This is a genomic window from Simiduia aestuariiviva, assembly GCF_014192475.1.
In the GTDB taxonomy this organism is placed as follows: Bacteria; Pseudomonadota; Gammaproteobacteria; order Pseudomonadales; family Cellvibrionaceae; genus Simiduia; species Simiduia aestuariiviva.
On sequence record NZ_JACHXZ010000002.1, the window covers coordinates 672253 to 693111 of the forward strand.

Annotated in this window: 20 protein-coding genes; 10 read left to right on the top strand and 10 right to left on the bottom strand. The window is 51.2% G+C overall.

The features are described 5' to 3' along the window. The first annotated feature begins 58 nt into the window (after positions 1-58). Positions 59-526, top strand: a complete 468-nt coding sequence (locus FHS30_RS08710; RefSeq protein WP_183910054.1) for a chemotaxis protein CheX — start codon at positions 59-61, stop codon at positions 524-526. Between the two features lie 138 nt (positions 527-664). Then, on the top strand, positions 665-1642 hold the full coding sequence (locus tag FHS30_RS08715; protein WP_183910055.1) for a DegV family protein: 978 nt from the start codon (positions 665-667) through the stop codon (positions 1640-1642). Between the two features lie 69 nt (positions 1643-1711). Here FHS30_RS08715 and FHS30_RS08720 read toward each other — a convergent pair whose 3' ends face one another. From FHS30_RS08720 to FHS30_RS08730, 3 genes are all read right to left on the bottom strand, one after another. After that, the gene (locus FHS30_RS08720) at positions 1712-3016 is read right to left on the bottom strand and encodes a sodium ion-translocating decarboxylase subunit beta (protein ID WP_183910056.1); all 1305 of its coding nucleotides are present in this window, start codon (positions 3014-3016) and stop codon (positions 1712-1714) included. Between the two features lie 8 nt (positions 3017-3024). After that, positions 3025-4806, bottom strand: a complete 1782-nt coding sequence (gene oadA / locus FHS30_RS08725) for a sodium-extruding oxaloacetate decarboxylase subunit alpha (protein ID WP_183910057.1) — start codon at positions 4804-4806, stop codon at positions 3025-3027. A gap of 74 nt (positions 4807-4880) precedes the next feature. Then, positions 4881-5114 (bottom strand): OadG family protein, encoded by a 234-nt coding sequence (locus tag FHS30_RS08730; RefSeq protein ID WP_183910058.1) that lies wholly within the window; start codon positions 5112-5114, stop codon positions 4881-4883. A gap of 211 nt (positions 5115-5325) precedes the next feature. Here FHS30_RS08730 and FHS30_RS08735 point away from each other — a divergent pair, with 211 nt between their 5' ends. The 4 genes from FHS30_RS08735 to FHS30_RS08750 all read left to right on the top strand — a co-directional run bounded on the left by FHS30_RS08735 (position 5326) and on the right by FHS30_RS08750 (position 10344). Then, positions 5326-6315: a tRNA dihydrouridine synthase gene (locus FHS30_RS08735; protein ID WP_246341225.1), complete on the top strand. Its 990-nt coding sequence runs from the start codon at positions 5326-5328 to the stop codon at positions 6313-6315. 19 nt (positions 6316-6334) lie between these two features. Next, positions 6335-8134 (top strand): ABC transporter transmembrane domain-containing protein, encoded by a 1800-nt coding sequence (locus FHS30_RS08740; RefSeq protein ID WP_183910059.1) that lies wholly within the window; start codon positions 6335-6337, stop codon positions 8132-8134. A gap of 71 nt (positions 8135-8205) precedes the next feature. Then, entirely contained in the window at positions 8206-9585 is a 1380-nt protein-coding gene (locus tag FHS30_RS08745; RefSeq protein WP_183910060.1) for a DEAD/DEAH box helicase, read from the top strand. 321 nt (positions 9586-9906) lie between these two features. Next, positions 9907-10344, top strand: coding sequence for a hypothetical protein (locus FHS30_RS08750; protein ID WP_183910061.1), 438 nt, complete (start codon positions 9907-9909; stop codon positions 10342-10344). Between the two features lie 105 nt (positions 10345-10449). On the opposite strand, the gene FHS30_RS08755 is transcribed toward FHS30_RS08750, so the two are convergent. Next, on the bottom strand, positions 10450-10932 hold the full coding sequence (locus FHS30_RS08755) for a Spy/CpxP family protein refolding chaperone (RefSeq protein WP_183910062.1): 483 nt from the start codon (positions 10930-10932) through the stop codon (positions 10450-10452). 182 nt (positions 10933-11114) lie between these two features. Between FHS30_RS08755 and FHS30_RS08760 the strand changes: the two genes are divergently transcribed. Both FHS30_RS08760 and FHS30_RS08765 read left to right on the top strand, forming a co-directional pair. Then, entirely contained in the window at positions 11115-11804 is a 690-nt protein-coding gene (locus FHS30_RS08760) for a response regulator transcription factor (protein ID WP_183910063.1), read from the top strand. After that, on the top strand, positions 11801-13186 hold the full coding sequence (locus FHS30_RS08765; protein ID WP_183910064.1) for an ATP-binding protein: 1386 nt from the start codon (positions 11801-11803) through the stop codon (positions 13184-13186). Before FHS30_RS08760 ends, FHS30_RS08765 begins: the two co-directional genes overlap by 4 nt. A gap of 102 nt (positions 13187-13288) precedes the next feature. Here FHS30_RS08765 and FHS30_RS08770 read toward each other — a convergent pair whose 3' ends face one another. Both FHS30_RS08770 and FHS30_RS08775 read right to left on the bottom strand, forming a co-directional pair. Further along, positions 13289-14104, bottom strand: coding sequence for a hypothetical protein (locus FHS30_RS08770; RefSeq protein WP_183910065.1), 816 nt, complete (start codon positions 14102-14104; stop codon positions 13289-13291). 444 nt (positions 14105-14548) lie between these two features. Beyond that, positions 14549-14989, bottom strand: a complete 441-nt coding sequence (locus tag FHS30_RS08775; protein ID WP_183910066.1) for a hypothetical protein — start codon at positions 14987-14989, stop codon at positions 14549-14551. Between the two features lie 353 nt (positions 14990-15342). Between FHS30_RS08775 and FHS30_RS08780 the strand changes: the two genes are divergently transcribed. Beyond that, complete coding sequence (locus tag FHS30_RS08780; protein WP_183910067.1) at positions 15343-16329, top strand: transposase; 987 nt, start codon at positions 15343-15345, stop codon at positions 16327-16329. 254 nt (positions 16330-16583) lie between these two features. Here FHS30_RS08780 and FHS30_RS08785 read toward each other — a convergent pair whose 3' ends face one another. Continuing rightward, entirely contained in the window at positions 16584-17531 is a 948-nt protein-coding gene (locus FHS30_RS08785; protein WP_183910068.1) for an RDD family protein, read from the bottom strand. Between the two features lie 127 nt (positions 17532-17658). After that, positions 17659-18420: a hypothetical protein gene (locus FHS30_RS08790; protein WP_183910069.1), complete on the bottom strand. Its 762-nt coding sequence runs from the start codon at positions 18418-18420 to the stop codon at positions 17659-17661. 301 nt (positions 18421-18721) lie between these two features. Here FHS30_RS08790 and FHS30_RS08795 point away from each other — a divergent pair, with 301 nt between their 5' ends. Further along, positions 18722-19663 (top strand): IS110 family RNA-guided transposase, encoded by a 942-nt coding sequence (locus FHS30_RS08795; RefSeq protein ID WP_183910070.1) that lies wholly within the window; start codon positions 18722-18724, stop codon positions 19661-19663. A gap of 41 nt (positions 19664-19704) precedes the next feature. Here the strand turns inward: FHS30_RS08795 and FHS30_RS08800 are convergent, their stop codons facing one another. Together FHS30_RS08800 and FHS30_RS08805 are read right to left on the bottom strand one after the other, a co-directional pair. After that, positions 19705-20172, bottom strand: coding sequence for a hypothetical protein (locus tag FHS30_RS08800; protein WP_183910071.1), 468 nt, complete (start codon positions 20170-20172; stop codon positions 19705-19707). A 59-nt stretch (positions 20173-20231) separates the two neighbouring features. Then, positions 20232-20615, bottom strand: coding sequence for a hypothetical protein (locus tag FHS30_RS08805; protein WP_183910072.1), 384 nt, complete (start codon positions 20613-20615; stop codon positions 20232-20234). Between the last annotated feature and the right edge of the window lie 244 nt (positions 20616-20859).

The window sequence follows — 20859 nt, forward strand, 5'->3', positions numbered from 1 at the left end:
CCTGTGGGTTGGTTACTATACTGAACACTCTCTTTGTGCTGTATTGGTGCGCTATTTCATGAATGACACCCTATTGCTTCCCTTTTACCAAGCCTTGCAACAAGTATTACTGACTATGGCCCAAATGGAAGCAACCGCCGGTGTGCGCGGTGTAAAGCGGTCGCAAAAAGCGCTCGGCATCGTTACCGGCATCATTGAACTCGATAGTAAAGGCGTAAAAGGCAGCATGGCGGTCAGCTTTTCGCAGGAACTCATTTTTGAGATTTTTAGTCGCATGCTAGGTGAAAAGCACACCCAAATCGACGCCGAGGTCTGCGACCTAGTGGGAGAACTCACCAATATGGTCACTGGCGCCGCCAAACCAAAACTTGTGGAGTTGGGTATCGATCTCAACCTGACCCGCCCCACCACCGTGTTCGGCCTTAATCACAAGGTTGTACATTCCGCCAAGGGCCCAGTATTCATCCAAGAAATCAAAGTGCCCTGTGGCAATGCGGCGCTAGAGGTGTGCTTCGAAGCCGCGTAAGGAATTATGCGACACCGCTGTCAGCCAAATCCTACAAAACCTACTGCTTCCAACCGTCAAAACCTGAGTCCTTGCGCTGATACCGCGACTACGGCGGCCAGCCTATAGTAGCAACATCTGAAGGAATAGGAGGCTAGTATGGAAACGCAACTTAATATCCGCCCGCGACACGAAAACACCAGCACGCACCGCATCGGCATCGCCGTCGATTCAAGCTGTGATTTGACACCTGAGTTCATCTGCAAACACGGCATTGAAATTCTGCCCATTTACATCAACCATGCGGACGGCACCTTTCACGATGTTCGCAATCCCGACGCCATGAAAGCGTTTTACAAAGGCCACACACGCGAGCGATTTGGCGCAGCGCAATCTGAGCCGCTGTCTGTTGCCGACGTCAGCCAAATTTTCGAGACGGCGTTTTTACCCAAGTACGACCGCGTCAATGTCATTACCATCAATAGCCGCAAGAGCCAGGTATACAATCGCGTAACCGAAGCCGCAATGATTAACGAGCCAAAATTTCGCGATAAATCCAAACGGGAAACGCCCTTTCGCATCCGCATGCTCGATAGCTATTCCATGTTCAGTGGCCACGCGGTATTGGTGTGTGAATTCGCCAAGTTAATTCACGAAAAGCGCGAAGCACAGGCAAAAGCCATCGCTCGAATTAATACCCTGCGAGATAAAGTGTATGGCTACATTGTGCCCTTCGACCTCTCCTATATGCGTGAGCGTCGCCATTTACGCAAAGGCGACCACAAAATTAGCTGGTTATCCTACAAATTAGCCGAAGCCTTTGGCATCAACCCGGTTATCGAGCTACACAAGGGCGAAACGCAGGCATTTAAAAAAGCCAAAGGCTACAACAATGCCTTGAAGGAATTGTTTGATCACGCCAAGAGTTCCATTCTCTCTGGCTTAGCTACCGACACTATCGTTATGAGTTACGGGGGCTTGCTAGAAGATATTCAACACAATCCTGATCTCGTAGCCTTTCGCCAGTTCGCGAAGCAACGCGGCGTTAAAACCATGCTCTCCATGATGTCCGCCACTGCTGCAGTGAATGTGGGGCCAAAGGCTTTTTCTCTGGCCTTCGCTCGCGAAGATCACTGAACGCACCCGCAAAAGAAAAAGGCCTGCATTTGCAGGCCTTTTTTATTGGGCAAGCACCTCGATGCGCACTTACAAACCGGATACCATCGAAATCATAACGCCTGCAGCAACGGCTGAGCCGATGACGCCAGCCACATTGGGCCCCATGGCGTGCATCAACAAAAAGTTTTGAGGGTTGGCCTCCAAACCTAACTTGTTGGATACCCGCGCAGCCATGGGCACTGCAGAAACCCCTGCCGACCCAATCAATGGATTGATGGGCATCTTGCTAAACCGGTTCATCAGCTTAGCCATCAACACCCCCGCGGCAGTGCCAATACAAAACGCCACTATCCCCAAAATCAATATGCCCAAGGTCTTAGGGTCCAGAAATTTATCAGCGGCAAGTTTTGATCCCACCGACAAACCCAAAAAGATGGTCACGATGTTGATCAAGGCATTTTGGGCCGTGTCACTTAAGCGCTCAACCACGCCGCACTCACGCATTAAATTACCGAGGCAAAACATACCCAACAGCGGTGCAGCAGACGGCAGCACTAAGGCCACGAGAACCACCAGCAATATCGGAAAGACAATTTTTTCCCGACGCGAAACCGCCCGCAGTTGGGTCATTTTAATTTTGCGTTCTTCCGGTGTGGTTAGCGCGCGCATAATGGGTGGCTGAATCAGCGGCACCAGTGCCATATAAGAATAGGCTGCCACGGCAATGGCACCCAGCAGATCAGGCGCAAGAATGCTGGTGACGTAGATGGCGGTCGGGCCATCCGCGCCACCAATAATGCCAATGGCCGCCGCTTCTTTGATGCTGAAATCCATGACCCCAAGCGCCGACAACCCAACGGCGCCCAAGACCGTCGCAAAGATGCCAAACTGCGCTGCAGCGCCTAAAAACAGCGTGCGCGGATTAGCCAGCAACGGCCCAAAGTCCGTCATGGCGCCCACGCCCATAAAAATTAATAGCGGCGCCACACCGCTGGCAATGGCTACGTTGTAGAACTGGTACAACATGCCATCAACATAATTGAAATCCATGGCCACTTGCACCGCCGCCACGTGGGCTGCGGCACTGGCATGATGGTATGCCTCCATCAGCTGCGCGGGCGACTCATACACCACACCCAGTACGTGCGCGAGCGCGGCCATGACTTCTGGCTTGGCAAAATACACGGCGTTTTCCACAGCGGACATGGCGAGCCCAGCACCCGGGATATTGGCGAGGATGCCGCCAAACCCAATGGGTACCAAGAGCAGCGGCTCGAAGCCTTTGCGGATGGCCAAAAACAACAGCACCATGCCCACCAAAATCATGACCAGCTGACCCGGCTGCATGTGGTAAATGCCCGAGTCGTGCCACAACACTAACAATGCGTCCATGATGACTCCTAGGCTAAATTCAACAAGGTATCGCCAACGGCAACGGAGTCGCCCTCTTTGACCGCGATATCACCCACCACACCGGCTTTCGGTGCGCTGACCTCGGTTTCCATTTTCATGGCTTCTAGCACTAGGATGGCCTGCCCCTCTTGCACCTGCTGACCGGGTTTAACCAGTACCCGAAAAATATTGCCTGCCAAGGGCGCAGCTACCGGCTCACCACCGCTAGGCGCAACGGCGCCTGTGGGAGCAGTGGACGTTGAACCGACAGGTGCAACACCGGTTAAGTCACCGCCATCCGACACGGTCACCGTATACTGCTGACCCTCGACGGTAACGGTATACACTTCATCACCGGCGCCGTTTTTCACCGGCTCACTGGCCTTGCCCGTTGGTGTCGGTTCAAAGGCGTCAGAATTGCCGCGATTTTCTAAAAACTTCAAACCGATTTGCGTGAACAGCGCGTAGGTGAGCACGTCGTCAATTTCGCCCTCGCCCTTCGTTAAGGCGATGCCTTTGGCGTTAGCCACTTCGCGCAGTTCGTTCACCAGTTTATCCATTTCTGGATCAATCAAATCTGCCGGACGACAGGTAATGGCTTCAGCGCCATCGAGCACGCGCTGTTGTAACTCGGCGTTGACCGGTGCTGGTGTAGCCCCGTATTCACCTTTGAGCACGCCCTGGGTTTCTTTCGAGATGGATTTATAGCGCTCGCCGGTCAGCACGTTCAACACCGCCTGAGTCCCCACAATTTGAGAGGTTGGCGTCACTAGTGGAATAAAACCTAGGTCTTCGCGCACCCTGGGAATTTCTGCCAGCACGGCATCAAACTTATCAGTTGCGCCTTGATCCTTCAGCTGGCTTTCCATGTTGGTCAACATGCCACCGGGCACCTGCGCCACCAAAATTCGGCTGTCGACTCCGCGCAACGAGCCCTCAAATTTCGCGTACTTTTTGCGCACCTCGCGAAAGTAATTGGCGATGTCTTCAAGCAAGTTAATATCCAGGCCCGTGTCGCGTTCGGTGCCTTCCATAATGGCGACGATGGCCTCGGTTGGGCTGTGGCCATAGGTCATGGACATGGATGAAATGGCGGTATCCACATTGTCGATGCCGGCTTCCACACACTTCAATATGGTTGCAGTCGAAAGGCCGGTGGTGGCGTGGCAATGCAATTGCACAGGTATGTCGCAGGCCGCTTTTAGCTGTTTAACCAATTCGTAGCCTTCATAAGGGCGCAGTAAACCGGCCATGTCTTTAATTGCTATGGAGTCGGCACCCATGTCCTCCAGTTTCCGCCCCATGTTCACCCACATGTCCATGGTGTGTACGGGGCTCACGGTGTAGGAAATCGTGCCCTGCGCGTGTTTGCCCACATTGTTCACGGCTTTAAGTGCCGTCTCCAGGTTGCGCACATCATTCATGGCATCAAAAACCCGGAACACGTCGATGCCATTGTGTGCAGCTCGCTCAACAAATTTCTGCACCACATCATCGGCATAGTGGCGATAGCCCAAAATATTCTGACCGCGAAACAACATTTGCTGTGGCGTGTTTGGCATGGCCTTTTTTAACTGGCGGATACGGTCCCATGGATCTTCGCCCAGATAGCGAATACAGGCATCAAAGGTTGCCCCACCCCAAGACTCAAGCGACCAGAAGCCCACCTTGTCGAGCTTTTCCGCTATGGGGAGCATGTCATCTAAGCGCATGCGTGTGGCGAACAGCGATTGGTGTGCGTCGCGCAACACCACATCGGTAATACCGAGCTTTTTGTTGTTAGCTGTCATGGAATAACCCTTATGTGTTCTTCATTTACGGTGACTCGGCGCGCTGCGCTGCCAAGTCGTTATGCAGTGGATGTCTAGCGCTTGCGGTGCTTCGCAATGGCCGCCTTGATGACCGCCAAGGTGCGCGCGTCAACGGCGCTGCCCGACGGCGTAGAGGGTGTTAACGGCTTTTCAGACTCTGGAAAGAAGCGCGACATCACGCCCGACATAGCTACCGTCACAATAACCAGCGTGGTCAAGAACACGACCACCGTGCCCATACCAAACACCATTAAATCTATGCCCTGTTGGACAATTTCCTGCTGCATGTGTGTTTCTCCGCATTGATACCCGCTCCGGACACGGGCCGGGACGCGCATATGAAAGCAAATTTCAGGAAAATCTACAAAATTCAGTAACATGGGAAACCAAATCACCGGCAAAATAGCACTTTTGCTGGTCAATTGGTGGAAATATCACTCAACCTAGGGCCAGTTTAGTTAAGATGCGCGCCCTTGACTCACTTTGCCAGGAACCTCCATGCCACAAATAGCACTCGCCCCCATGGAAGGCGTTGTGGACTATCCGTTGCGAAACCTGTTGACCCGCCTCGGCGGCATCGATAGCTGCGTCACGGAATTTGTGCGCGTCACCGATCAAACCCTGCCCCGCAAGGTGTTTGCACGCCTGTGCCCCGAACTGTTATCCGTTGTCGATGTATCGCGCACGCCCGCAGGCACGCCAGTGGCAGTGCAATTGCTGGGCGGCAAACCCGAGTGGGTGGCCCGCAATGGGCGCAAGGCCGCGCAATTGGGCGCCGCCGCGGTAGACATCAACTTTGGCTGCCCCGCAAAAACCGTCAACAAACACGACGGCGGCGCCTGCCTGTTACAAACACCCGAGCGCGTGTATGACGTGATCAAAGCCACTCGCGATCTGGTGCCGCAGACCACACCCGTCACGGCCAAGGTGCGCTTGGGTTACCTCGATCGCAGCCCCTACTTAGACATTGCCCACGCCGCCGCGGAAGCCGGGGCCAATCGGCTCACCGTGCATGCACGCAGCAAGGCCGACGGCTATCGCCCTCCCGCCTACTGGGATTGCGTGGGCCACATCAACAGCGCGGTCGATATGCCAGTGGTGGTCAACGGCGACATTTGGACGGTGGCCGATTATCACCGCGCCCGATCAGAGAGCGGCTGCAGCGATGTGATGATTGGGAGGGGCTTGTTGTCTTGCCCGGATTTGGCGCGCCAGATTAAAGCGAGCCTAGCGGGCGAAGACTATATCCCGCTCTCATGGTTGGCGGTCGCCCAATTGGTGCGCGAACACTATGAGGTCAGCAAGCCACTGTTCCCAAAAAAATATTTGGGCAACCGGTTAAAACAGTGGCTTGCACACCTAAAGCGCCACTACCCCGGCGCGCAAGTATTCTTTGATAGCGTCAAAACGTTGCGCACTGAAGCGGCCATCGACGCCTGCTTTGATACACTGCTAGGCCCCTATATCGCGCAATCACCGGCCGATTAGCCACCCACAAGGACGCCCCATGACCCGCACCGACGATGCGCTGCAAGCCGACCAAGACCCAACCAAAACAACCCCCAAAGACCTGCGCATTTTGGTGTCACTGTGGCCCTTTCTAAAACCCTACGGCGGCGTGTTAATGGGCGCAGCCTTTGCGCTGGTGTTCACCGCAGGCACCACCCTACTCTTGGGCCAAGGCGTCAAGATGCTGATCGACCAGGGCTTTGTATCGGCCTCGGCGGCACAGCTCAATCAGGCCGTGGGGTTCATTTTCATCATCACCGCGCTCATCGCCACGGGCACCTTTGCCCGTTTTTACCTGGTGTCTTGGTTGGGCGAGCGGGTGACGGCTGACATGCGTGCGGCGGTGTTCAATCACTTGGTAGCACTGCACCCCAGCTTTTTCGAAACCAACAAGAGTGGCGAGATCATGTCGCGACTCACCACCGACACCACGCTCCTGCAAACCATTATTGGCTCGTCGCTGTCTATGGCCCTGCGCTCCTCGCTCACCTTTACCGGCGCGCTGATTTTATTGCTCATTACCAATTTAAAACTCACCGCCATGGTCATGCTGTGCGTGCCATTGGTGATCGTGCCACTGCTGTTTTTCGGTCGCCGCGTGCGCAACCTGTCGCGCCAAAGCCAAGATTCCATTGCCGACGTGGGCACCTATGCCGGCGAAATCATTCGGCAAATAAAAACGGTGCAGAGCTTCACCCGAGAAAAAGCCGAACAAGTGGCCTTTAAGCGTGAAGTGGAGCGCGCCTTTGACGTGGCCAAGGCCCGCATCAAGCAGCGCTCTGTATTGATTGCCGCCGTCATATTGATGGTGTTTGGCGCACTGGCCACCATGCTGTGGGTGGGCGGCATGGACGTCATTGAAGGCCGCATGACCGGCGGTGAGCTAGGTGCCTTTGTGTTTTATGCGGTGATGGTGGCCTCTGCAGTCGCCACAATTTCAGAGGTGTACGGCGATCTTCAGCGCGCGGCCGGTGCCACCGAGCGCCTGTTAGAGCTGCTAAACGCCCCCTCGCTGATCACCCCACCCGCCAACGCAGCCCCACTGGCCTCTGGCCCAAAACCCATTGCCCTGCGCAATGTCAGCTTTAGCTACCCGTCACGGCCTGAGCAAAAAGCACTTGAAGACATCGATCTCACCATTGGCGCCGGCGAAATCGTCGCATTGGTGGGCCCCTCTGGCGCCGGCAAATCCACCCTGTTTGAATTGCTATTGCGCTTTTACGACCCCCAAACCGGCGAGATTGCCTTGGGCGACACCCCGCTACAACAACTGGACCCAGAGGCACTGCGCAGCCAGATGGCACTGGTGCCGCAACAACCGGCGCTGTTTACTGCCGATGTTCTATACAACATCGGCTACGGCAAGCCGGACGCAACCGAGGCGGAGATCGTGGCCGCCAGCCGCGCCGCCCACGCCCACGAATTTATCCAGCAACTGCCCCAGGGTTACGCCAGCAACCTCGGCGAACAGGGCGTACGCCTATCCGGCGGCCAGCGCCAACGCATCGCCATCGCCCGCGCCATTCTTAAAGATCCCGACATTTTGCTGCTCGATGAAGCCACCAGCGCCCTCGACACCGAGAGTGAGCGCAAGGTCCAAGACGCGCTAGATCACCTGATGCAGGGCCGCACCACGCTCATCATCGCGCACCGGCTCGCCACCGTGCTGCACGCACACCGCATCGTGGTGCTCGATCAGGGCCGCATTGTGGCCGTGGGCAAACATGCTCAGTTGCTCGAAACATCGCCTCTCTATCGCCGCTTAGCCGAACTACAATTCAATGACAAACGCGACTGATATGACTGGCGCATGGCCCCAGTCATTCAGGTATACTCGCGCCCCGTTTCATTAAAGCCAGAGGAATTGCCGTGTTTAGCCAATTAGGCCTAGACCCCAGACTGATCAAAGCGCTGGAAGCTCAGACCATCACCGAGCCCACCGAGGTACAAGCGGCGGTAATGCCCGTGGCCATGAGCGGCAAAGATCTGCTGGTAATGTCGGAAACGGGAAGCGGCAAAACCCTGTCCTTTTTACTGCCGCTGGTACAGCAGCTACTCACCGCCGAAATACCCCGCACCGCGGGCACCTTGGCGCTGATCATGGCCCCCACCCGCGAGCTGGCCAAGCAACTGCTCAAAGAAACCAAGCAAATGCTGAAATTTACCCACCTGAAGGTGGGTATCGTGAGCGGCGGCGACGACTACAAATTTCAAGCGGCTCAGCTGCGTAAAAACCCAGAAATCCTCATCGCCACTCCCGGCCGGCTGCTCGAGCACTTCAACCGCAACCTGCCCGCCATGGACGATTTGCAAGTGTTGGTGCTAGACGAAGCCGATCGCATGCTCGACATGGGCTTTCACGACGACATGGTGGCCATCGCCGCCAAGCTCGGCACCGAGCGCCGCACTTGGTTGTTTTCCGCCACCCTGTCACACGCCGGTGTCGGCACCTTGGCCGGCCAGCTCACTCGCGAACCAGAGCGCATTAGCCTCTCCACGGGTCGCCAAACTCAAGCCAACATTTTGCAACAAGTGATCTTGAGCGACGGACAAAATCACAAGCAAAAAGCCATTACGCAGCTACTAAAAACCCGCGACTTTGAACAGGCGCTGGTGTTTACCAACACCCGCGTGCAAGCCGATCACCTATGCCAATACCTGCGTGCACAGGAAATCAAAACTGGCGCTGTACACGGCGACATGACCCAAGACGATCGCAATAAAGTCATGGAGTTAATGCGTAAAGGCCATGTGAAAGTACTGGTGGCTACCGATGTGGCCGCGCGTGGCATCGACATCGGCGGCATTGAGCTGGTGATCAATTACGACATGGCCCGCAACGGCGACGACTACACCCACCGCATTGGCCGCACCGGCCGCGCCGGTGCCGACGGCCACGCCATCAGTTTTATCACCCCGCAAGAGTGGAATCTGAAGGCCGGCGTAGAGCGCTACCTGAACACGCGCTTTGAGATTATTGCCATTCCCGGCTTCGAATCTCGCTACAACGGCCCCGAAAAAGTCAAAGCCTCAGGCAAAGCCGCCGGCCCGAAAAAAGCCGACAAAAAAGCGGCCCAAGAGCGCGCGGCGAAAAAGAAAGCCAAAGACTCCAAGGTAAAAGTGCGCGACCGCGATCAGAAAAATATCGGCAAGCGCCGCCAGCCCAAAGATGTGCCCAACATCGGCGACGGCTTCGCGCCCGCCAAAATCGCCCGCAAATTGGCGCCGGATAGCAAGGAAGCGGATTAACCGCCCATGTGATCAAAAAGGCGACTTAATGTCGCCTTTTTTATTATCAATTCATTTAAAAACCTATAGTAGGCAACGCCATTTGAGGGGCACACCCCGCCTTTTGCAGCTGCCGCTTCGAGTATGCAATGCCGCCAGAACGCAGAAATTTGCAGACATTTACTGCATCAGATGAATGGAAATTATCGGTGAAAAATGTGTCAATAAGCACATTCAATTAGAAGCTGAATACACTATTATACGAATCGCGATTTAAGCCTGCCGCAGCTTGCGCATTAAAATTTAAACTGAATTGACACTTGATTTCAGACTGGAGTGAACATGAAAAAACTAATGGCCCTAGCGCTTATTCCACTGATGATTTCCAGCCACAGCTTTGCCCGCGATACCGTACAATCTTACTCGATCGATGAGGCGCTATCGGTAGAGAAAATTAAGTCTTCTTTGGGGAGTGACATCAAATTCTACTTTGGTGACCAACCCCACCCATCGGTGGTCGAAAACTTTGGCGAGTTTAAAACCAACAAGAAAACCAATGCTTTTGGTAAATCTGACAAAAAAGCGTGCCAGTGGGTATTTCTATCCGCGCTACTTGCTCTCAAACAGCGCGCCATTAAGGAAGGTGGCAACGCGGTGATTAATATCAAATCCAACTACAAGGGCAATCTGAGCTCCAGCAACGACAGCTTCAAATGCGGCGCCGGGGCTGTTATGGCGGGTGCTGCACTTGTCGGCGATGTGGTCAAAATCCAAGAGTAGCCCAACGAGGGAGCGCTGACAGTAACCGATTTGTTGGTTGCCAGCGCCCTCACAACAAAGAAGAGAAAAGGGAGCACTGAACGTTGCCCCTTTTCTCGTGCCACATTACCCCTCTGTTCGCTGCAACTGATGAGGTGACCGACGCGCCTCACGCGCTTGCTGCAAAGCGTCCATCTGCGCACGCTGCTCTGGCGTTAGCAAAGCTTTTATCGATTGCAGATGGCGTGTTTTTACCAACATGTGATCACTGATTCGCGCGGCAATTTCCTCAGCCTTGGCCGTTAACTCTGCGTCGCTAGCGCCGGCCTCCGCCAACATTCGAAAGTCCTTTTTCAATTGGTGCAATTCCGTTCGCTCACTGCGCATGGCCTCGCGTTGCGATTCGTGCAGGGCTGTCATTTCTGCACGCTGTGTCTCCGTTATGTCCAATTGTTCCAAAGCGTGATGCAAACGCTTGCCGTACATAACATCACCATTCGCGAACGGCGGGTGTTCGCAATCGGGTTTGTGGGCGAGACTCGGTAGGCTCATGCTGCCGAGCAGAGTTGCTAGAGCCAGTGCGCCAATCGTGCGAGGGGTGTTCATCATAGTATTCTCCGTTGCTTCAGTGGGTTAACGCATCGTCATCCTAGGCGAACGGGTTGTAACGAGGGGTAAAGGGCCGCAAAGGCCGGTAAACTACTGTTAAGAATCGTAAGCCCCCCTGCCCGTTTTGCGGCGCAGCCGGCACAATAGGGCCTCACCTAATCATCAGACCCATGGACAACCGCATGCACTCCCTACTGTTGGTAGACGACGATCGAGAACTCTGCGACTTGTTGGCCAGCTATCTAGGCACCGAAGGCTTTGGCGTCACCTGCCGCCACAACGGCCGCGACGCCGCCGCGCTACTGCGCGAACGGTCGTTTTCGTTGATCGTTTTGGATGTCATGATGCCCGAGCTTAACGGCATGGACCTGCTCAAACAATTGCGCGAACAAGACGCCACACCGGTATTGATGCTTACCGCCAAAGGCGATCCGGTAGACCGCATCTTAGGGCTGGAATTGGGCGCCGATGACTATTTGGCCAAGCCCTGCAACCCACGTGAACTGCTCGCGCGCATCAAAGCCATCTTGCGACGCTCGGAAAGCCCGCAACCGGCAAGCAAATCGCTGCAAGTGGGCGCACTGCAGCTGCACGCCGGCAATCGCACCGGCTTTTATGGCAACGAAAAACTTGAGCTCACTGGCGCCGAATACACCGTGTTATCGCTCCTCATGGCCGCCGCTGGCGAGGTGCTCTCAAAGGACACACTCACTGAACAAGCATTGGGCCGCAAGCTCACTGCCTATGATCGCTCCATCGATGTACACGTGAGTAACGTCCGCAAAAAAATACATCAGGCCGGTGGCGATAAAGACCTCATCATTAATATCCGCGGCGCCGGCTATATGCTCACCCAGGAGCAAGCCCAGTGATTCGGTTATTTTGGAAAGTGTTTTTAGGGTTCTGGCTCACCACCATTTTAATCATTTTAGGCACCGCCTTAGTCATTCATAAATTTGAACCCAGCGGCTTTCCCAGACCCGCGCGCGCGCCCTTTTTCAATCAAGATCCTCACGCCATGCGGCTGCTGCATTTCGCCACCCGCGATGCGGTAAATTCAACTGAGCGAGAGTTTGTCAGTCGTCTGCAGACCATTCCCCCCTGGGCGCTGCGCTCTGTATTCGTGGTCAATCCGCGCGGCAACGACCTGCTGGGCCGCAGGCTACCGGAGCCGGTAGAACAACTGATTCGCGATTTAAATCAACGGCGTCCTTTTCTGCGCACAGAAATTCGCGGCAAACCCTACTTCGGGCGCTTGATTCAGCTGGAGGATGGCCAAATTATCCGCATGGTGGTCGCGTCTCAAGAAGACGAACCCAACCTCTTGCTGAAGTTATTTTTAATTAATCTCTGGCCCATACTATTAATTTCAGTCTTGGTGAGCGGTACGGTGAGCTACCTATTGGGGCGCTACTTAGCGCGCCCCGCTGAAGTACTGCGCGCTGCCACTCAACGATTAGCGGGCGGCGATTTCACAACCCGCGTTGCGCCCGAACTGAAAGGGCGACGCGATGAGATGAGCGGTTTGGCGCTGGCATTTGATCAAATGGCCGAACAACTCCAACAAGCCATGGCCACCCAACAACGGCTAATTAAAGATGTATCCCACGAACTGCGTTCGCCGCTCATGCGCCTACAATCGGCGCTCGGCCTTGCACAACAACAATCCCACGAACAAAGTGCCGAGCACATCGCCAAGGCTCAGCAGGCGGCCGAATACCTCAATAACATCATCAGCGATATTCTATCGCTGCCGATCAATGCCCAAGAACAGTGGCCCTTAGAAGACACCATCGATTTGTGCGGGCTGCTGACCGCCCTCATTGAAGAGCTGGCACCGCTAGCCAACGACAAACACATTCAACTCTCTGTGACCTCGTTGCCCGACGAGGCGCTGGTACAAACTCGCAGCAATACACTCCTTGGGGTTTTTGAAAACATACTCACTAACGCCTTTCGCCACACGCCCGCTGATGGGAAAATAGTGGTGTCTCTGCAGGCTCAAGCCGATCAGTGGTGTATTCAAATTAACGATTCCGGCCCCGGTGTACCTCAAGAAGCACTGGAGAAACTATTCACCCCCTTCTATCGCACCGATGAAGCCCGCGACCGCACCCAAGGAGGCGTTGGCCTAGGGCTAAGCATTGCCAAGCGCACGGTAAACTTACATGGGGGGGACATCTGGGCGAAGGCCTCGGATCTGGGCGGGCTGTGTGTATTTGTGCGACTGCCAGCAAAGCCGAGTGACGCCTAACCTTTGCAGATAACAGCTAAGTTCGCCCATACTCGCAGCCCATTTACTGGGTCAATTCCCTTTTACTTAGCCAATGCCCTGCGTGGACTAATGCATTAACGTTCAATCCACCTCACAGGGCGGATTAAATAAAATCACATCAGATGCCACTTGACGCAGCAGTGTCTGGGTATCTTCGTCCACATCAAACTCCGACACGTAGGGCAAAGCGACTGCAAGTTCGCCTGTAATGATTTGGTAAAACACCAATGCTGTGAGCAGGGCTCCAGTGGGGGACGCATGATTACCATCGGCATTATGCAGCGGCAAATTGCCATTTCTGGCCAACGCCTCATCCCACGCCAAACCGATCGGCGCTACACATGACAACTCTTTTGCGGCAATCGACTTATGCAGGTCGTATAGCATGCGTCCTTCTTCCGCATTTCCACGTTGCGGATGTTCAGGAAACAGTATTGGGGTGGCACCCTGATCTTTACTTCGCTTTACCCATAGCTCTGCCGCACTTGTGGGGTAAATGGCACCGGCGCTCATGGAATACTTTTGCCCCTGCAAAATGACGTGCGTCCATTGACTTCCCGTGAGCGTTGCATAGGTTTCGCCATCGTCTATGCGTTCATCTAAGAATTTTGCGCCTGGCGCCAATTTTGTAACCGCAGTTTTACCGGTTTGATTAACGCTAACCAGCGTTTGAATAATGCCGCCAATCGGCCCAACGTGACTGTTACCCAATAGCAATATCCGGTAGCTATCATTAGTTGTATTGTCCGGCACCGGTGCGCCTGCACCACCCTCAGTGATCACATCGGGATTGGTCGCAATAACCCCTGAGCTAGAACCACCACCGGAGCCACAGCCTATTAACGTAAACACCAGTGCGATTGCCCAAGTGATAGCTAGTTGAGTATTAACAGTCATTACTACGGCCGTCCCTGCGTAATATTTCGGCCACCTAACTTTACTGGTAATGGCGCGTTTGAATACCTTAAACGTAGCAACTTAACTAATCCACAATAAAATATCTATCGCCTGCTTTTTCAGCCCTTTAAACTCACTAAAAACGTGCATCTAAAACGAAAAATCTAGAAATTATCGGGGCAGGATACGCAGGAGGTGTAATCACGGCACATACGGATTCAATATGTAACGGGATAAACTCTGACAAAAGCGGGTTGAACAAAAGTTGCGGCCTGGAATTTAGGTAAACCGCCATACATACAGCGCGACATAAACTTAAAGATAGGAGAATGGAAATACATTGCCAAATGGGATTTAGATATGTAAAGCACTTTTCGCAAGCAGATCAAGACACCCCGCTGAGGCCGTTAATATCAGCTAACAACGGGGATCAGCACCTAAAATCTATTCACCCCAGAACTTCCACCACTTCTTGCTGTTTTCTTTTCGGGCTTCCTGCCCTTTCTCAGAACCCTTATCCAGTTCATTTTGTGTCTGCTCTGATTTTTTGGCCTTTTGCTTTTCTAGTCCTTTGATCTTTTCAGATTTTTTCGACGCAAACTCTTCCTCTACTTCTGACTTCTCTTTCTTATATTTCTTTTCCTTTTTCTCCTTCTTTTCTTTCTTCAGTTTTTTCTCTTTCTTAAGCTTTTCCTCTCCCTTATCCATTCTCTCCTTGACCCGACCAGCCTCTTCATCCATATCATCTTTTGCATCCATAGCCGACTCCTGCGCCAACGCCTGCGCTTCGGCCCTCTTCTCCTTGCCGACGCCATCCGGGCTTTCAGCAAAGGCTGGAAGTACAAATAGACCTAAGAACAGTGCCACTAGAATATTATTTTTCATCGGTTATCCCCTAGTTTATTCAAAAAATTAACGTAACCATTGTGCTTCAATGAAAGCTCGACACCCATGAATATTAGCCCAATACGGTGATTTATCGCAAAAGTCTTATAACTTCAACCAAGCAAGCCCCAAGCAAGCCCCAAGCAAGGACAGCCACGCTAAAACCCCAAGCAAGGACAGAACCCCAAGCAAGGACAGCCACGCTAAAACCCCAAGCAAGGACAGAACCCCAAGCAAGGACAGCCACGCTAATAAGAAACTACTATCCAAAAACGAAAATTCACACTTTTGATCCCTAGGCGACACCGCATGCTATAACTTATAAAGTCCTTTCACAGCCTGAGGACTCAAGGATGACACGGCCACGCAAGCTGCTTATCGCCACAGAAACGACCCCCTACTACCACTGTGTGTCGCGCTGTGTACGCCGTGCATTTTTATGTGGCAAGCACCAAGGCCGCTCGTTTGAGCACAGACGAGGATGGATAGAAGAACGTATTTTATTATTGGCCCGTATTTTTGCCATCGACGTTTGCGCTTACGCAGTCATGTCAAACCACTACCACGTCGTGTGTTATATCAACACTGAGAAGTCCAATAACTGGTCCTCGGAAGAGGTGATTGAACGCTGGCACAGTTTATTCAAAGGTAATCTGCTAAGTCGACGCTATCTATTAGGTGAAAAGATAACGCTAGCAGAACGAGATGCGCTCAACATCTGCATCAAAAACTGGCGTGATCGACTAACCAGCATTAGTTGGTTTATGCGCTTGATCAATGAAACCATCGCACGTGAAGCAAACGCAGAAGATAACTGTACAGGCCGTTTCTGGGAAGGTCGCTTTAAATCTCAAGCCTTGCTCGACGAAAAAGCACTAGCCGCCTGTATGGCATACGTTGATCTCAACCCCATTCGTGCGCGTATGGCAAAAACGCCAGAGGCATCCGATTACACATCGGCCAAATTGCGGATCGCTAAAGCCGCACAGGCTCACAGTCCAAATCACCCTAATGGGCAACCCAGCAATCTACGCGCATTTGCTGGAAACCCTAGAAAAGACATGCCCGACGGCCTACCCTTCCGTCTAACCGATTACCTAGAGCTGCTGGATTGGACAGGAAAAATTATTCGCACAGACAAACGTGGCCACATACCAACAATGTTGGCACCACTGCTGGTACGACTGCAAATAGATCCGAAGCACTGGCTCTATTGCAGCACACAATTCGAGAGTCGATTTAAAGGTCTTGTCGGCGCCACTCAAAAACTAAAGCAGGTGTGCGAAACCTTAGGCTACCGCCGAAGCCCAGGATTGGCGCAAGCCAAACTGCTTACCTGACTTTAGATACTCATTGAAAATTTAATACCGCTACTGCAATTGCAGTGCATCGCCGTGAAACAAATCACACACATTTTGAATTCCATCGAAAAAAAGCCCTGCCAACCTTTAAAACAAACCAAGCTAGGGGTTTTTTCCTTAGATTCGAGAACTGACTTAGCATTGTCGTCAGATGCGAATGGTATTTTTTCCTCTTATTAGAGTGGATGTCCTTTTATTTTCTTGTCCCGCTTACGCAACTTGTTAGATTACGCCTACTCCGCACTTTGAAGCTCGCGTGGATTGAAATTATGTGCATGGTTAGACCAACTGGAAGCAATGCCTATGTCGTAACCATATGTCAGCGTAATTTGAACTGTATCTTTTTGAAGCGCCTGAGGATAATTGGCAATAACGATAGACGCTAGCCTACGAGCAAGCTCAACATCACTAACGTTATCTGCTCTTAGAAACACCTGGCTGCTTACATATGTCGTTGTTTTAGTTTCTTCATTAGTCGAACTGAATGTTGAAGAACCTGACGATATTGTTGCGTAAGCGACGCTTGGGTTATTTGATAGTGCCGATTGAACTTCCAGCATACCCTTGAATGGTTCGCTTTGAGCTAACTGTTTAGTGAAAGCGGGAACGACGGCAGCTGCGAGAAATAGTATCGCTACTATTATGAGATGAACACTCCAGACCTTTCCGAGCTCTTGTTGTTCTACGTTCGCATTTACTACATAGGTGCCAACGACAAGATCATGTAATGACTGGCGGGTAATTCTGTTGAATATGTATAAGTATAATATTGAAAAAAGACCGCCAAAGATAATTAAAGAAAGCGGATACATAAGAAAAGAAAGCATCGCCTCATTAGAAAACTGAGCCCCGTTTAAAGAGAAAGGAATCCCTAGAATGAAATAACGGATTATCGATTTCCCAAGGCTTATGGGCACATTCTTGGAGTCAACCACTCTAAGCTTTAAGACCTTTTTACCTATTGTTTGGCCGCCTGTGATAGAGCTATTCATGACGCCAAAGTAAATGAGTGCTATCGAGAAGCCAACTAGACGCCCCCATGCCCCAATTTGAACAAAAAAGCTTTCAAGAAATAGTCCTAGTACTAAACCTGTAGCACCAAGTATCAAAGTATCTATGAATAGCGCGCCGATTCTTCTCCAAAATCCAGAAATCCATTTAAGTTCTACTTCTTCAGTCATTGTTATTCCTTGTTGGATGTTTAAAGTGATCTAACGCCGTTATTACGGGCCGAAGTTGCAAAGCAACTGAGGTCCGGCCTGCCGTAGGCTGGGCTTTACGTAGATAACTTTGCTATGGGTTTGAGGTTTAATTGTGCACCACCTCAACAACATGATCAGAAAGCAACAACTCGTCTCCTCGGAAAACTTCAAGAATTCCCGGGGGAGACGTAGAAGTACCTAATGCCCACACAAAGCACTTATATTTGTATTTACCGTTAGTAAAGGTGTACGAACGATTTCCACCACTACCGTCAAACTCAAGCTCGCCATGTTCCAGCACTAAATCAGGTTTATTGCTATGAGGAACACCAATGGGCCACACGGCATAACGATAATTGTAACGGCCTAAATCATCTACCCTTATATGAAACTTAGATGTTTTCCACTCTAAAACAGGCTTAGAAAATTGCTTTACCGACTTGTGTAAAGTTTGTTTTTTAGACAGGATTAGGTTGTCTTTGATTTGCTCTTCAATTTGAGATTGATAGGTGACGCTCCAAATAGTCCCGTCGAGATCCATCCACAATAGTCCACTTTTGAACATGACACCTCTCCAGCCCATCAAGCTCCATTCATCCGGGGTCGAAGAAGTAATCATTGATACGAATTCTTGATCAAAGACATCATCGAACCTTTCTACCATTTCTTTAGCGTTTTTAACGCTAGATATCGGTGCTTGGCGCTCTAGAGGGTATTTAATCAGCTTTGAAAGGCCTTCCTTATTTCCATCAGAAAATAAGTCAATAATCGTTTGAACCTTATCTCTATATCTCTCATCAACCGCAAATGCCGAAGATGTCGAGATAAACAAAAGGATAAAGATTATTGAGGCTTTCAATATATTCACTCTTAATTACCCATAACGCCCAAAGCAGCGGCGCGCGTTAGCGCGTCCAGCCCACAGGGCGATGCTGCCTTTGCTTGTATGGTTGGAAATGTGCCATTTTGGTGTTGAACATCCTTTTCGCTAACGGGTAAATTGAGACCCACCTTCGGCGGCCACCGAAGGCCTTGTTTATCACAGTTCGATGATTGCCAGGTTCGTTAAGACCGATAACAAGTATGAACGTGATAGACACTCACTAGGCATAACTCGAATAGTCATGTGGGCCTCGAGCCCGAATAGCAAGGCGGAGATAGCTTATCTTATGGATACGTCAGAGATCAATGTTGGTATCGATACAAGCAGCAAGCAACTCGATATTTATGTGAGACCTATTGGCCAGTTTTTCAGCGTCTGCAATGACACAGCTGGTATCAAAGACGCTGTAAAACGGATACAGAAACTTAAACCTAAACGTGTACTCATAGAGTCCACAGGGCGGCTGGAACTGGAGTTCGTTTGTGCAGCTCATAAGGCTGGACTTCCCATTGTCGTGTGCAATCCAGGCCACGTCAGGAGCTTTGCCAAGTCTGCTGGCCGAGTAGCAAAAACAGACAAACTAGACGCCATGGATATTGCCCATTTTGGGGAGGCCATGAAGCCGCGGCTTTCATCAATTAAGCCCGAAAAACTTAGGGCTATCAGTGACTTACTTGTTTTCAGAAGCCAGTGCTTAGAAATGAGCACTATGCAGAAGAATCGACTTAAGCGCATGCCGAAGTCAGTTCACAAGCCCATTCACGCGATACTGAAAGCAATAAAAAAGGAGCTGAAAAGTATCGATAAGGCACTCGACAAACTGATTAACAGCATTGCTGAGTGGCGGCAGAAACGCGATCTCCTATTAAGCGCAAAAGGTGTCGGAAATGTATTGGCCTATACACTGATGAGTGAGCTGCCAGAGCTTGGTCAGTTGAATCGAAAAGAAATCGCTGCGCTGGTAGGCATAGCACCTATGAATCGCGACAGCGGTAGCTTTCAAGGAAAGCGCTACATTCGTGGTGGAAGGCACAGAGTGCGCACAGTGCTGTTCGTATCTATGATGTCAGCAATTCAGTGTCATCCAAAACTGAAACCCATGTACGAGAGAATGGTGACAGCAGGCAAGCCGAAAAAAGTAGCCCTTATTGCCTGCATGCGAAAGCAACTAACAATCCTAAATACGATGGTAAAAAACAACACTTATTGGGACGAGAAAATGGCCTAAGAGGTTGACTTTCGACCATAGTCACTTGTTAAGTGATTTTTCTACGGCCAATACCTTACACCGATTAATTCTTTTATACCATTTTCGTTTTCATCTTCATCGAAATCAACTATGACTCCGGAATTTACTTTAAGTACGTTTCTTCCGTAGTAATCAACGATTTCAAACTTTATTCCATTATCCGACAGCAACCTACTAATGCTTTCTATATTCTGTTCCTGCACCTCGTTTAAAAACCATGGGTCGATAGAAAACTTTTCGTTTTCAAAAAAGTAAGTACCGGTATCCTTTGGATTATAGTTATCATTTTGGATTGACTTTAAAATTCCATCAGGATCAAAAAACAATTCATACCATGCGTATAGCAATATACTTCCTGGGCCATCAAGGTCTGTATCATCGTCAGGTGGGCCAAGCACCTCTAATACTTTGGCTTTGCTCATGCCTATTTCAACAGGCCCAAATTTTCCTGTTTTTATAAAATCGAGTATTCGGATTAGCATTTTCACTTAACGCCCGCGTAAAGCGCGCGAGGTACGAGCGTCGCCTTTGACGCGATTGTTATACATTAGTTGGCACTCTCGGCCGCTTCAATAAGTTCTGCTGGAAGATTGGGGTCGCTTCCGTATTTCCATTTAGGCAGTGCGCTCATGAAAAGCGGTACCCAACCGGCCATTACCGTAACTTTGGCGTCACCCGCGATTTCTTCTCCTACCTTCACTTCATAATCGTCAACGCAGTGCGTAGGAACCACCCCTAAAGTCAGTACAAACATCATAGGCTCAAAGCATTGGAAACCTTGGGGATAATCATTTTTCTTTTGGGTCCGGATATTATCCGAGCTCTGACCTTCAAGCTTGGAGAAAGCAAAATCCTCAGATGTTTCAACCTTGTACGTTGCACATGAAGCAAGCGAAAAGCAAACTGATAGTAGAAATGGTAGGTGCTTCATTATCGACCCTGTATAACAGTCTTATTAAACAGCGAGTCTACATCTGTCTCGCCGGCCATTTCTAGACATGCCAGTGTATACATCTAGACACGCCCCCCTTTCCTGCCCGAATAATGCCACATCTAGACTAGGCCGTGTCTATATCTAGCCGCATGCAAGTCTATATTTAGGCATTCATGCTTTCGTTGAGTCTACATCTAGACATGCCTAAATATAGGCATGTCTAGATGTAGACCCGCCGTAT